We start from the raw sequence: 13,380 nt of genomic DNA, 5'->3' as shown, positions 1-13,380 counted from the left end.
GTTCACGAGTCGTTCAGAGTGGTGTTGTATTTTTAATATGTACAGAACTGTAAGAATTGGTCGAGGGGGAATTGAGCACCTGATCCCTCAGGCTTACATCATCCCTGATGTCCTCAAATCCGCCTCCTCGTAACATCTATCCTAACAGGCTCCAAAAAATAATCACTATGACAATGGCGTAATAGTTTGTAAGATATTTCTTAATTGTTTCGTCATTTTACCCATGGTGTCATGAAAAAAGTCTCCGGGACCGCTCTATCCCTTATCCTGCTTGCAGGTTCAATGACTTTGCACGCGCTGGAACCCCATTCTTTTGCCAGCTCCAAAAAAATCGCGGGTGCGTTGTTTGCCAATCACCGCGTTACCTTGTATTGCCAGTGTCGATTCGATCAAAACAATCGCATTGATTTAAAAAGCTGCGGGATGGAGTCGGGATCCAATAAAAAACGCGCTCATCGCGTGGAATGGGAACACATGATGCCTGCTGAAAATTTCGGTCGTCAGTTTCGCTGCTGGCGGGAGAAATTATGCAAAGACAGCAAGGGCAGGGCGTATAAAGGCCGTAAATGCTGCGCCAGAATAGACAAGGCGTTTCAAAAAGCGGAAGCGGAACTTTATAATTTATGGCCGGCCAATGGTTTGATTAATCAGATACGCAGTAATTACCGGTATTCGTCAATTCCTAGTAAAAGGCAGACCTACGGTTGTGGTTTTTATGTCGACAGGGCATTGAGAAAAGCCGAGCCCCCCGATTCTGCGAAAGGGATAGTGGCCAGAGCTAATTTATTCATGGCCGATAAATACGGAATACGATTAAGCAGGCAGCAAAAACAGTTGTTTGACGCCTGGAACAGAGATTTTCCGGTGACTGAATTTGAACGGACATGGTCACGTCAGGTGGCCAGGGTTGAAGGGTATGCAAACCCTTATATTCAATGAATATCGATGATGACTATATGTGCGCATTAAATGCAATAACTATGTCCATAATGGACTTGTTAAAGTCATAAATTGACATTTATTTTTTTGTCGTCTAATATAAATAATAAGTCGTCCAACCGATAAATTTAAGGATCCTAAAGATGATGATATATGCATTTTGGAATAATAAAGGTGGAACTGGGAAGACAAGTCTTTCTTTTCAAACTATTTGTAATTACGCTGAAACTTTTTCTGATAAGCGAATATTGGCAATTGATCTTTGTCCCCAGGCGAATTTATCAGAGCTTCTCCTAGGAGGGTTAACTGAAAAGGGGAGTGATAAATTATTACAACAACAAGGGTTAACCCCACGGTGTAGTATTGGTGGGTATTTTCAGTTGCGTTTACCTTCACCATACGCTATTCCAAACTTTACTTCTGAGGACTTTATTTCTAAACCAAATATTTTCAATGATGCTATTGCAGATAATATAGATTTAGTTTGTGGCGATCCTCTTCTTGAATTACAGTCAAATGCAGTAAATACACTTGCAAATCAGCAAATACCAGGAACAAATACCTGGATTACTGTAATTGACTGGCTGAAAGATTTTTTAGAAAATATTTTAGAGCCTTACGATATGGTGTTTATAGACTGTAATCCAAGTTTTTCATTATATACACAAATTGCCTTAGCTTCTGCTAAAAGAATTATTTTACCTGTTATGGCTGATGACTCTTCAAGAAGAGCGATACAAAATGCTTTTTCTTTGATTTATGGGCTAAAATTACCCTCTGAAATTTATTCAACTTATGCATTTTCAGCAAAATTAAAGAATGCTGAAAGAGCTCTTCCTAAAATTCACTTAATTGTAAAAAATCGCCTGACTCAATACATGGGACCTGCCTCAGCTTATGATGCTGTGCTCAATAATATTAAAAATGACATTTCTGTTCTTTTGAAGGGAACTCCTAATATATTTACTGCTGAAAATATTGATGAATGTTTTATAGATGTTAGAGATTTTCAAACAGCTGGTGTAATTGCATTTGCCAGGGGGTTGCCATTTTCGAAATTAAAGGCTGGCAAACAAACCGTGAATGGTCACAGGGTGCAAGTGAAGGAGGAGTATAGAATCAATTGTCTTGCTGCTATTAAAAATTTAGTATCTCATATTGGTAATCCGTAAATTTTGACAAAAATTATGTCTTTTATCCTATGATTATAAGGGACATACTCTATATGTAACTATGATTAAAATTTACGATGCTAGTACCATAATATTTATGGATTTAAAAAACAGGTTGATTTAAAAAAATTGAATTATTAAATTGATGATTTAAGGTGTATTTTCTGGGGGGGGTTACCAAAGGAAAATTTGATATGGATAAGAAATATTACGCTGTTGTCACCAATGAAAAAGAAAATGGAGATCATGACTTAGCACGATATAGTGATCGAAATAATGCTGATGCTGCTGCTAGAAAAAATAGAGGCAAGTTATACGAATCTACACAACCTATTCGAAATGGGGATGATCATAGAAAAGGAAAACTAATTGCAGATTATTCCACGACATAAACTGTTGTAAGCTTTAGTTCTCTATATGAAAGGTTTTATACCTATTTAAGAGGCACAATGACTGTATTTGGTGTTCATTTTGTTGTTGCACGGCTAAAATGACGAAGGCTTCCGAAGAAGCCTTAAACGTGGCATCAACAAGGATTGTCATCTCCATTTTGTTGTGCCAGCTACACTGGGCGGACCTTTGTGTAGTCTCGAATGCCTGATGCTAAAGCAGAGCAGGAACAATTAGATTATAGTAATTTCTACAATAAATTACAAATGATTTGTTAATTTGGATAAATTTAGTCCATGCAATACACATTTATAAATTTCCTTCATTTGCTCTCTTCCAAGCTTATTTCTAAAATAATCCCTCTTTCCATCTACAGTACGGGTATTTAGTTTTATCAAATTTAGCCGATGAAAGCCTACTGTATAAAGCATATCACCCTTCACCCAACTCTCAGGCTCCTGAAAAATGCCAATCATAGGCATCGATTTTTTAGGGAGTAAATAATGATAAGGTTGAATTGGATCTGGTTTTACAGTGCTAAGAGGTACAATAGTTAGCAATTTATCTCGGCCTTTAAGCGCACTAGACAAAACTATAACAGGTCTATTCTTTTTAACCATTTCTGGTTCTTTAAAATCGGAGAAATCGCATAGCAAAATTTGCCCTGGATTAGGATGAAAAATTATAGGCATTCTTATTCTAAATCATCTATTTTAAAGGTAGCAATCATATCAGCTAAATTATATTGAATCTTTAAAAAGTTATGTTATTCTACGCAAATAACGATGACTACATTGAATATACTAATCCAATAGTACCTTTAATCTATATAATCAGACAGTTAATAATAAGTGTAGTTAATGTAGTCAACGATCTTTATTACTTCCCTCATTGTTAATAAAAAATTGAATTTCAATAAATTGGAATAACATTGGTTGGTTTGAAGAGCTGATTCCTTTCCATATAATCCCAGCAAGCCTTAATAATTAGAACATGCGGATATAAGGGCAAAAGGCGAAAAGAAATAGGACAATTTTTTATATCCGTTACTTTAAATATTTTGAGTCGGCCGAGAAAAGGATCGCCGATCTTTTCGTAATTATCTGGCAAGTGATATTCAAAGCTGATTTTTAAATCCATGGCCTCGCTTTCGGGATTAGTCTCAATTCTTGTAATAATCTTAAATCGTTGCATTGTAGTAAACTCAATGATCCTATTTGGGTAATTATATTTATTCGAATATTGGATACTGTCCCAGTATTCAGGGGATGGATGATGCAGCAGTTGCTGCCAGGATTGGATTTCGTTACAGATAATTCGTGACAAGTATAACGCACTCTCGAATGTTAGTTAATAAATCAAAGTGAGTAACATTTTACTGTGACCAAAATGTGTCTCAACTGTGGCGGTTCTCTGCTGTGTTAGGCAGTTTTAGGCTGTTTTTAGTGAAATTGACGCTTCGCAAGGTATTGATTTATAACGTATTTTAAACTAGAGCATAAGGCTTCGAACCAAGGTGTCGGGGGTTCGAGTCCCTCCGAGCGCGCCATTATAATCATATTATTCAATAGTTTAGGCTCATCCCCAAATCCGGGGGCACAAATCAAGAACACCAAAACTTTAACCCTTAACCTATAATTAGACTTGTAATTAGCTCGGTATCACTTTGTCTTTGACAAAGTATCAATATGTACTATATAATCAATCTATATAGGAGAAATTATATGGCTAATATAACTATCAAAGAATTATTGGGCGACCCCATCAAAGAAATTGAAACCATCAGAAGTGGTGTACTCCCTCAGCATATAGAGGATTACTTATCACCCTACGAGTATGTCATGAAAGATGTGCTTCAGCGACTTGATATTCCATCGTCTACATATAAATCGAAAAAGGGCAGAAAGCAAGTTCTTGACTCCGCTGCTTCCGAAAAGCTTATGCGACTTGTGTCAGTAATTAAGGTGGCGGGTGAAATTATTGGCGAGTCTGAAACAAAAGATTGGCTCTACAGAGAAATCCCTTCATTAGGTAATCGAAAACCTATTGATTTGCTTGATACCGAAGTTGGTCATAGACTTGTTGAGCAGGCCTTACAGCAAATCAAATATGGCGTTTATAGCTAATGGCGATGTGGTATAGAGCGCATAATACTAAGATGATAAAGTACGTTTTTTCGGGCGACGGGGGTCTTTATGTTCCTGGCAGGTGGAATCATAAAGGCCGTAAAGTAGTTTATTGCTCTGATTCTATAGCTCTTTGTACGCTAGAGTGGTTAGCCCATAATGGGTTATCTGTCTCTGGTTACTCTTATTATAAATTTGAAATTGATATCCCTGATAAGTTAATCAAAAAATTTTCGGTGAATGATTTACCTAAAGGATGGAACAGTGAGCCCGCGATAAATGTCACCCGAGATTTTGCTGAAAAGCAATTATTTAACCAAAATACATTTCTCGCTATATCAGTTCCTTCTGTTATGGTGCCAGAAGAGCGTAACTTGGTAATTAACCCTATGCATAAAGATATGAAAGTAATCACTAGTAAAATTAACCCACTTGGAAAGTATACCTCCCCTACTAGAAAATAGCTTAAGGCTGCGGTAGATGACTTCTAAAAGGGCACATCCTAAGATGTATGATCTTAACCTGATTTGATGGACTCCCTATTAAAATAATAAAATCTTAGTCAGAGGTGAAAACTGAACAATGATGAAATGTGTCCCAAAACCCCACCATTTGGTGGTGGATTCCAGGTTGGTTTTGTGTACAATGAGAAGCTATCGAGAGTTAGCAGTAGCAAATCATATGTTTCCTGAAATGATAAAGAATATGGAGAAAGTAAACCTGGAGCAGTTTAGTTTCTACCAACCATCTAGCAAGGCATTTATTACATTTACTGAAATCCCCAAGGGGGCAATTATTCCCCCACATACTCACCAAAATCCCGTTTGCAACTATCTGGTTAGTGGAAAGTTAGAAGTAGAATTTGAGCAAACAAAAAAAATAATTAATGCTGGTGAGTGGTTTGAGATAATCATAGGTCAATCTCATGCATTGAAATGTTTAGAGGAAGCATCGATGATCGAGGTTTGGCCTGATGGAATTGATGAATAAAGGTCATATAAATCACCCGAATTGTTTGAGGTTAAAATGGCCGCTTAGCAAAGTGTCCGATTTTTCGGGGGGATTACCGTAGCAAATATGAGTATGATATTACATAGAATGAAAAGTTCTGATACAGGCTTATATATCATTATGCCACAAGCGTTGTAAAAAATCTTTCCAATAAATAATGTTAATAGCTTCTTTTTTACGGTTGATTTTATCAAAGCTGATAATAAAATATTTTTTGCAAATACCTTCTTCTTCTAACAGATATAAATTCTTTAAATGCTTGTCATGAATTTTATCTGTCGATTTAACTTCAACTGCAATATCATCACCAATAATAAAGTCCACTTCAGCACCATGCGTTGAGCACCAATATGATAATTGTTTGTTGATTCGTGAATAATCTAACCATGCTCGAATTTCTAAAGCGATAAAGTGTTCAAAAGATTGACCGAATACGTCTGTTTTTGGAGGGATATCTGAAATTTGGGATAAAGCATTTCTCACACCGATATCAAATAAATAAAACTTAGCCTTTGCAATGGCTTTCCTTTTAACTGATTTAGTCCATCCAGGCACCATAAAGCCAATAAAGGTATCTTCAAGAACATGGTAGTATTCACGAATAGTCGATACCGGAATTCCAGTATCACTGGATATTTCACTAAAATTTAGCATCTGGCCGGAAGAGAGCGCTGCAGCTTGTAGAAAACGAGTAAAAGCGGGAATTTTCCGTATCAGAGATTCAGCCTGAATTTCTTCTCTTAAGTAAGTATGCACATAGGCATTAAGCTCTTCTTCAGGATAATCACTCAAGTACACAGCAGGTAATCCGCCGTATCTTAAATAGCGATTTAGATCAAATGAGGGTATTTCTTCAGAAGTTAATGGAAATAAATGAGCTTGCCATGCTCTTCCAGCCAGTAAATTAATTCCTTGCTTTTTCAGAGTTCTGGCGCTGCTACCTGTGAGTAAAAAAGTAAGTTTCAATTCTTCAATTAACCGATGAACTTCATTTAATAATTCTGGAACCCGCTGAACTTCATCTATTACAACTAATTGACAACCAGGCTGACCTTGAATGATGTCCTCTAATGTGTGAGGGGCATTGTTGAGCATCAGGTAGTAGTCACTGCGTAGTAAATTAATTAAAATTATTTCATTTGGCTTAAAGCTATCATGGATTAAAGTGGATTTACCCGTAGCTCGGGGACCGAAGAAGAAAAAGGATTTCTTCTGCAACAATCCTGGTAGATTTAAAGTACGTTTTAGGTGCATTGCTAAACCTTACATTGAGTAACTGTCAGTATACACTATTCTTGGATAACTGACATTTCTATTGTTAAATATACGGATAAACGTCAATAAGAATGTTATTTATCCCATATTTCGAATTCTAATATCAGGTGAGAATAGAAATGTTTTAGACAAACAGGACGGAAATTGGCGCAACTCCAGTGTGATGTATTTGTGACGTAACTGTGGCAGGCCAAGGCCGTTTGAAGCAGCAATAGACCGTAATTGGATATTATGATGCAACGAAAGGGCTTTTATTTTAAAGGATTGCAGGGCTACAGTCCCTGGCTTCGAACCAAAGTGTCTGGGGTTCGAATCCCTCCAGGCGCACCATATAAATTACTATATTTTTCAATAAGTTAAATTGTTTCGGTCTTGAGTGCCTAATATAGGTGTAGCAGATTTGTAACACATATCCTTATTAAGCAGGAAAATAGAGCTGTAACCAGGAAACCAATGACTCTATTAAGCGGAATCATCTAATAGGATTCCTGGTTTTAAGCGGCTGTCTCTTGATCATATCTAACTAAACAGCCAAATTTAGTGAATTCACAGCGAAGTAATGCCTCCATCTACTAAAACAATTGAACCATTCATGTAATGATTAACTGGAGAAACCATGAACAAGGCTGTTTTGGCAATATTGTGAGGATCACCAAATTCTCTTATTGGGACTTTATTGATCCTGGACTTGTAAAACTCCGGATCATTTTCAAGAAGCTCTTTAACTCGTCCACTCTTGATTGGCCCCATAGCTAGACAGTTGACCTGTAATCCATGTGGTCCTAATTCAATGGCAAGATTTTTTGTTAAGGCATGCATAGTGGCTTTAGTAACACTATATAAGGAAAAGTTAGGGGTTCCATGCTCAGCTGCTTCAGAACCTATCATCAATATATGGCCACTGCCTTGTTTCTTCATATGCTTTGCAGCTTCTCTTGCCGCGATAAATGGCGCTTTGGCATTGACTTCAAATAACAAATCAATTGCTTGATTATCAATATTGGTAAAGCTATTTAAATCCCTTGTTCCTGCACCGTTAACTAAAATATCAATTCCTCCTAGATAATCGACACCATTCTGTATAATATCCTCAGCACTTTTGGAGTTAGATAGGTCATATAAATTACCATCAACTCTGGCGCCATAATTTGAGCAAACCTCAAGTGTGTTTGTTAATCCAAGCTTATCGCGACCACCAGCTATCCAAAGTGATGCACCATACTCGGCAAAAACTTTAGCTATTTCTGCACCTATACCAGATGACCCTCCGGTGACAATAACACGTTTTTCTGACAATAAATTTTTCTCAAACATAGTCTTTCCTTTTATTTAGTCAAGAATAACTTTTTCAGTAAAGCCAACTTCAATTTCGTTATCTAATAATTCTTTTTGACGATCGAATAGATGCTGGACATGAGGTGAATTTAAATGAGCATTTAGTAAGCTTTTATTTTCCCAGACTTCATAAAAATAAAAGTTTAATGGATTTCCCTGATCTTGATGTAAATCATAAATAATACAACCTTGCTCCATCTTAGTTGGTTCAATCAAACTGGATAAAAGTTTTTTAGTTTGCTCAAGCTTGTTTTTTTTAGATTTTAGCTTTGCGAATACAGTAACTTGATTCATAAAGTTTTCTCCTTTTCCATGTGGCTCTATATTTCCTTTAAATACTATATTTATTGTAGAGATATCAGTACGAAAAATATAATTTATTTTTTTGATTGGTTTAATTGATAAAAGTGATTACTGTGATACTCTGATAGCAAGAGTCTCGATTAGATAATGATGTTTTTGCATTACCGCATAGCAGTTGCGTGAATATTACCCAAATCTTCTTGAGTTTGTTTTAATGTTTTTCTAATGTCACACAAAGATATTTTTTCTGCGATCAGATCATTAGTTCGTTGTTGAATTTTTTGTTGGCGCTTTTTAGGCAAACTTTTAATTTTATCTTCAAGGGATCGTGGCATGTCACACTTCATTTCTTTAAACTGTTAAGATGGTTATCAAATCCAGCATCAGCTTTTTTAATTAAGCTTTTATAAAATCGTTTTTTACTACTACCAGACTTATCACCACCAACAAGGACAATAGCTTTCCTTTTAGAATCAAATGCTACTCTCCAGACGCCTCCATTAATTTGTCATACACCAGAAATTACTATAACTCCTATGAAGACATACCCAATCAGAAATATGGCTGTAATTTAGAAGATTTCATATCATTCATAGAATGATTTTATCACTAGAAACATAGTGATATGTTTCTCTTCATTCATTGGTCTACTCACCCTTGTCATGGGTTTTTTTAAGTCATGTTGTTGAATTTTTTGGGTCTTCCCCAATTCCGGGGGCATTAATCAAGAACACAAAACCTTAACCCTTAACCTATAATTTTCAAAATTTCTAAACCCATAGGCACGACGTTGAATGAGTTTCATCTTTCGATGAAAGCCTTCTGTAATGCCGTTGTTTTTAGTAAACCGCCACATTCTAACGACTTCTTCCCGCCATTGATATAACGTTTTACCCAGAGTTTTTAGTGATTGAAAAGGACTTTCTTTCAGACTGGCAATCAATTTAAGAAAGAGAGGTATTAAGCGCGTACACTGCTTGGCAGTGCGATGTTTTCGCATGAGTAGCCGATGCAATCGCTGTTTAAAGTAATAAATAGCAGCAATGACAGGTTGTTGTTGCAAATAACGTTCTCGTCTATTGAGTCGCTTTACAGAATTTTAAAATAGTCGCGGGCCTTATCAAAATAGCAATTTTAGATAAACGATTCTGCTTAATGAATCCGCCTAAAAATCCAAATATAAGTCGATCTGAAGAGGACAATTTTGGTGTACGCTTATGGCGACGTGACAATGTGATCAATTGCTGGCGCAATGCCATATTTTCTGCAATCATCGCCCTTAGTACCACCAGGACGCAAAATTTTTATCAAGGCTACTAGGGCGTGTCCTCATTCTGTTTCACGACTAAAACCTGTACTAATTTGCTCAAATTACAGTTTGAATTCGTCAAACAGGGCTGGCTATTCTCCTCATTCAATCTGCAATTTGCGCTAAATTATCCCAACTTTTAGCTCGCGAAACAGAATGAGGACACGCCCTAGAAAGTGGGGTATTAATAATACGATGCTTTTCATAAGGAAATTATACCATAATAATTATCATACTAATGCCATCATTTTTACGGATAGTTGGCTAACTTACGATTGCGCATAGCACACGTTTTACGAAGCATGCTAAATACCATTAATTTTCCCGGAGTTTTTTTTATGAACTGGTCGCGTATTTTATGCAATGTTTCAGGGTAATCCAATTGCTCTGGCTAAAGCAGAACAAAAGGGATTGATTCAAAAGATCGTGAAGGGATTTGAGTTCAATTCTTGAGTAAAATATGCTCTATAATATTTACATATCCGATGACATTGTGGTGCGTGAAAATGGATAAAAGGAATTTATAATGGTTATTAAAATTTTGATGGGCTTAGGTTTGTTGTTGTCATTCGTTTCTAGCTCTGGCTTTGCAAATAAAATGGAGGCTGAACAGTCGGTTAATGCCGTCGTTAATCATATCAATCAACAATTAGATGCCTGTCAGATATCTAGCAAAATAATCGAAGGGTTATCAGCCGAAGGGTCAGAATTAAAAGTCTGTCGCAATAAACAGGGGATTGAAAAAATTTGGATCCAGTATATGGGTGAGCAAGGCAATGCCGTGGAGTCTTTTTATTTTGACCAAAATCAGCTGATCTATTTTCAGCGTGATGTGACTTATTATCGTGGCAAGGAACAAGCCATAACCGAAGAGAAAATTTATTTAAAGGCCGGTAAGATCGTCAGCTGGTATATCAATGGCGGAGTCATTCCTTTCGACAAAGCAACGTTTCACAATCGGATTAAGCAGCTGCAGCAAGATATTAAGCTGTTTAAGGACAAGATAAGGAAATAACATGGATAAATTAGCATATCTGCTCAGTGGACTTATCCTATTGAATCTGTCTGTGACCTCTTATGCTAAAACGTATCCTTGCGAAGGCGCTGGTTGTTGTTGCAATGTGCAACCCGGGGGCACTTGGCCGGATTGTAGTGAAGGGTATGAATGTCGCGGTATGGTTGACCCGCCGCGCATTTCTGTTTGCGTTAAAAAGGGAAGTCCAGCTAATACTTCCCTATTTCTAGCCTCCAATCAACCAGCTGGGTGTTACCAAGATGAACCGCAAGACGAAGAGGTAGATGATAAGAAGACAAAAGACTGTCATGGGGAGGGGTGTTGTTGCCAAGTACAAAATGATAATAAGTGGCCTGATTGTGACGAGGGATTTGAGTGTCGGCAAGCAACCCAAAAACCCTATATTAAAGTCTGTGTTGCCAAAGGTGCCGTGGTAAACAAGCCTTTGTTTATTGCCTCAAGCCAACCCAAGCACTGTCTGCGTAAACCCCAATCTAAAGCCAATAGTCGTGCAGACAGGATTCGGTTATTTTGTGATCCGCAGCCGAATGCAGCAGCCAGGGAGTGGTGCCGTCGGCATGTTCGTTGAATTACATTTGGAGGAATGAGATGAAATGGCTATTAGCTATCTTGCTGAGCTTGTATGTCATGACTGCGGTTGCTCAGGAATGTTCGACGAAAAAACAAAAAAAATTCATCACCAATACTTGGTTGACGTGCAAGGCTTCTTGTTATCGCTATCAAGATAATATGCCCCGGTTGAATGACTGTTTAGATCATTGTATGAATGGTATCACAGAGTTGAAAAAAGCGGTTTGTACAAAATAGACTTGGGTGTTGATGACTTGGGCGAGAACCCGTATTCCGCTTTGCAGCATACGGGCTACATTTTCATGCGGGAGTTACGGACTTCGCTTTTCCTGCTACCATAGATTAAAAAACGAGGATAGGAGAAATAAATCACATCTTTTAGGTTAGGCGCCAAATATATTTCTGTAGTTATAGAACTTTGAAAAAAATATAAGCTAACGACGAATAGCAAACATAAAAAGCCGGTCTTTGAAAATGTGCTGAACCGTAATTTTACTAGGTAACATTAAAGTTTTTTCCCACGTCACTGCACGATACTTTCAGTGGCGCAGAGGTATATAATATAAGATAAGTGTTGCTATTGACCTAATTTATTTAGCAGTAGATTCACGCAATTTTTCCTTTTGATGAGTATTTTTTAAATAATGGCATATTTAAAGAATAATACCTTTCTACTGTTAATCAGCTACATATACAAGCTGTTTAACGATTTCAGGCTGAGAGAATCGAACATAACTATGGAGATAAAAAATTATGTATCATTTCAATGTTAAACGACACGACTCATTTAAAAATGTCATTGCAGAAGTAACAGAAGCACTTAAAACAGAAGGATTTGGAGTTTTAACTGAAATTGACGTACAAGCAACCATGAAAAAGAAATTAGGCATTGAAAGAAAACCATACATTATTCTCGGTGCCTGCAATCCGCAATTAGCACATCGAGCGTTAGAAATAGATCCAAATATCGGGTTATTATTACCTTGCAACGTAGTTGTTAGTGAAGAAAATGATGGTAGCGTACTTGTTTCTTTTATGGATCCACTTGCTGTCATGGGCCTTGTTAACAAATCGGAAATTTTGGAAATAGCGCAGGATGCTTACGATCGGCTAAAGCGCATCCAGACAAAATTAAGTTAAGTTGCTTTCTACGATAGCGAGGAGATTAGCTATCTTGCCAACTCCCTGGTAAACAACATTATCCTACGTCAATTATTGCTTTTAGCGCATGGGTATTAGCTGCATTGCCGAACGTTTCATAAGCATCCATAATATCTTCAAATTTAAAATGGTGACTAATTAATAAGGTAGGATTTATCTTTTTTGCATATACTGTTTTGAGCAATATGGGTGTAGTCACTGTATCAACAAGTCGAGTAGTAATCGCGATGTTTTGTGACCACAATCTCTCTAAATGTAAATTGTAGTAGTTCAAACTTGATCTGACAGCTGCCGAAGAATTAAAACTTTATACTCTTTATTCTCCACCTCATCATAAAGACAAAACTGTTCATAAATCAAAGGCCGATGCATTAAAAGACGAATCAGATCATATTTAGTCATAAATGTCTGCAAAATACGAGTAAACTCGTCTAGTATTTCAGAATGAACTTTATATATATCTAAAAGATGAGAATTTTGAGATTTATCAAAAAAATTCCAGGCTATTTGCTTGTTATTGTGTTCAAGTGTAGTAGTTTTATGGAAGCGTATCACAAATACCATTGGTTTGCGGCGATTGCGCCTTGGTTTTAGTGTGCTCAATACTGTTTATCGCCAAATAAAGCTGGTAATCATGTTGTTCGATCTTCCCGCAATATTCTGTACCGAGACCGGTTAAAATACGCAACATAGTGATATGTTTCTCTTCATTCATTGGTCTACCCACCTTTAATTACTGTGGGTAAATGGCGT

Annotated in this window: 16 protein-coding genes and 2 pseudogenes; 10 read left to right on the top strand and 8 right to left on the bottom strand. The window is 36.9% G+C overall.

Annotated elements, in window-relative coordinates:
- Positions 1–231: 231 nt before the first annotated feature.
- The 3 genes from CKW05_RS12220 to CKW05_RS12210 all read left to right on the top strand — a co-directional run bounded on the left by CKW05_RS12220 (position 232) and on the right by CKW05_RS12210 (position 2,503).
- On the top strand, positions 232–939 hold the full coding sequence (locus tag CKW05_RS12220) for an endonuclease (protein ID WP_095140647.1): 708 nt from the start codon (positions 232–234) through the stop codon (positions 937–939).
- Positions 940–1,082: 143 nt separating this feature from the next.
- Complete coding sequence (locus tag CKW05_RS12215) at positions 1,083–2,111, top strand: ParA family protein (RefSeq protein ID WP_058483213.1); 1,029 nt, start codon at positions 1,083–1,085, stop codon at positions 2,109–2,111.
- Positions 2,112–2,305: 194 nt separating this feature from the next.
- Entirely contained in the window at positions 2,306–2,503 is a 198-nt protein-coding gene (locus CKW05_RS12210) for a hypothetical protein (RefSeq protein WP_058483214.1), read from the top strand.
- 258 nt (positions 2,504–2,761) lie between these two features.
- Here the strand turns inward: CKW05_RS12210 and CKW05_RS12205 are convergent, their stop codons facing one another.
- Entirely contained in the window at positions 2,762–3,121 is a 360-nt protein-coding gene (locus tag CKW05_RS12205) for a type II toxin-antitoxin system PemK/MazF family toxin (RefSeq protein ID WP_231950596.1), read from the bottom strand.
- A 292-nt stretch (positions 3,122–3,413) separates the two neighbouring features.
- Positions 3,414–3,695, bottom strand: coding sequence for a hypothetical protein (locus CKW05_RS12200; RefSeq protein ID WP_058483216.1), 282 nt, complete (start codon positions 3,693–3,695; stop codon positions 3,414–3,416).
- A 530-nt stretch (positions 3,696–4,225) separates the two neighbouring features.
- On the opposite strand from CKW05_RS12200, the gene CKW05_RS12195 reads away from it, so the two are divergent.
- From CKW05_RS12195 to CKW05_RS12185, 3 genes are all read left to right on the top strand, one after another.
- Entirely contained in the window at positions 4,226–4,627 is a 402-nt protein-coding gene (locus CKW05_RS12195; RefSeq protein WP_058483217.1) for an antitoxin Xre/MbcA/ParS toxin-binding domain-containing protein, read from the top strand.
- Positions 4,627–5,091 (top strand): RES family NAD+ phosphorylase, encoded by a 465-nt coding sequence (locus tag CKW05_RS12190; RefSeq protein WP_058483218.1) that lies wholly within the window; start codon positions 4,627–4,629, stop codon positions 5,089–5,091. The genes CKW05_RS12195 and CKW05_RS12190 overlap by 1 nt, the downstream gene beginning before the upstream one ends.
- A 181-nt stretch (positions 5,092–5,272) precedes the next feature.
- Positions 5,273–5,617, top strand: a complete 345-nt coding sequence (locus tag CKW05_RS12185; protein WP_058483219.1) for a cupin domain-containing protein — start codon at positions 5,273–5,275, stop codon at positions 5,615–5,617.
- Positions 5,618–5,746: 129 nt separating this feature from the next.
- Here the strand turns inward: CKW05_RS12185 and CKW05_RS12180 are convergent, their stop codons facing one another.
- The 5 genes and pseudogenes from CKW05_RS12180 to CKW05_RS12160 form a co-directional block, all read right to left on the bottom strand.
- A complete protein-coding gene (locus CKW05_RS12180; RefSeq protein ID WP_058483220.1) occupies positions 5,747–6,892 on the bottom strand; it encodes an ATP-binding protein in 1,146 nt (381 codons plus the stop codon).
- A gap of 567 nt (positions 6,893–7,459) precedes the next feature.
- Positions 7,460–8,227, bottom strand: coding sequence for an SDR family NAD(P)-dependent oxidoreductase (locus tag CKW05_RS12175; RefSeq protein ID WP_058483221.1), 768 nt, complete (start codon positions 8,225–8,227; stop codon positions 7,460–7,462).
- 15 nt (positions 8,228–8,242) lie between these two features.
- Positions 8,243–8,542 carry a putative quinol monooxygenase gene (locus tag CKW05_RS12170; RefSeq protein ID WP_058483222.1) on the bottom strand — a complete coding sequence of 100 codons (300 nt, stop codon included), beginning with the start codon at positions 8,540–8,542 and terminating at the stop codon, positions 8,243–8,245.
- 170 nt (positions 8,543–8,712) lie between these two features.
- Complete coding sequence (locus CKW05_RS15355) at positions 8,713–8,886, bottom strand: hypothetical protein (RefSeq protein WP_156413336.1); 174 nt, start codon at positions 8,884–8,886, stop codon at positions 8,713–8,715.
- A gap of 389 nt (positions 8,887–9,275) precedes the next feature.
- Positions 9,276–9,647, bottom strand: a pseudogene (locus CKW05_RS12160) (ISL3 family transposase); the annotation flags it as partial.
- Positions 9,648–10,386: 739 nt separating this feature from the next.
- Between CKW05_RS12160 and CKW05_RS12155 the strand changes: the two are divergent.
- From CKW05_RS12155 to CKW05_RS12140, 4 genes are all read left to right on the top strand, one after another.
- Positions 10,387–10,875 carry a hypothetical protein gene (locus tag CKW05_RS12155; protein WP_058484392.1) on the top strand — a complete coding sequence of 163 codons (489 nt, stop codon included), beginning with the start codon at positions 10,387–10,389 and terminating at the stop codon, positions 10,873–10,875.
- 62 nt (positions 10,876–10,937) lie between these two features.
- Positions 10,938–11,105 carry a hypothetical protein gene (locus tag CKW05_RS15350; protein ID WP_156413343.1) on the top strand — a complete coding sequence of 56 codons (168 nt, stop codon included), beginning with the start codon at positions 10,938–10,940 and terminating at the stop codon, positions 11,103–11,105.
- A gap of 379 nt (positions 11,106–11,484) precedes the next feature.
- Positions 11,485–11,703: a hypothetical protein gene (locus tag CKW05_RS12145; protein WP_058484394.1), complete on the top strand. Its 219-nt coding sequence runs from the start codon at positions 11,485–11,487 to the stop codon at positions 11,701–11,703.
- Between the two features lie 516 nt (positions 11,704–12,219).
- Positions 12,220–12,606 (top strand): DUF302 domain-containing protein, encoded by a 387-nt coding sequence (locus CKW05_RS12140; RefSeq protein ID WP_058484395.1) that lies wholly within the window; start codon positions 12,220–12,222, stop codon positions 12,604–12,606.
- Positions 12,607–13,161: 555 nt separating this feature from the next.
- Here CKW05_RS12140 and CKW05_RS12125 read toward each other — a convergent pair.
- A pseudogene (locus CKW05_RS12125) lies at positions 13,162–13,321 on the bottom strand (IS481 family transposase); the annotation flags it as partial.
- Between the last annotated feature and the right edge of the window lie 59 nt (positions 13,322–13,380).

This window comes from Legionella spiritensis (assembly GCF_900186965.1).
Classification (GTDB): domain Bacteria; phylum Pseudomonadota; class Gammaproteobacteria; order Legionellales; family Legionellaceae; genus Legionella_C; species Legionella_C spiritensis.
Note: the sequence above shows the minus strand (reverse complement) of the source record. Positions and strands in the feature narration are given on the sequence as shown.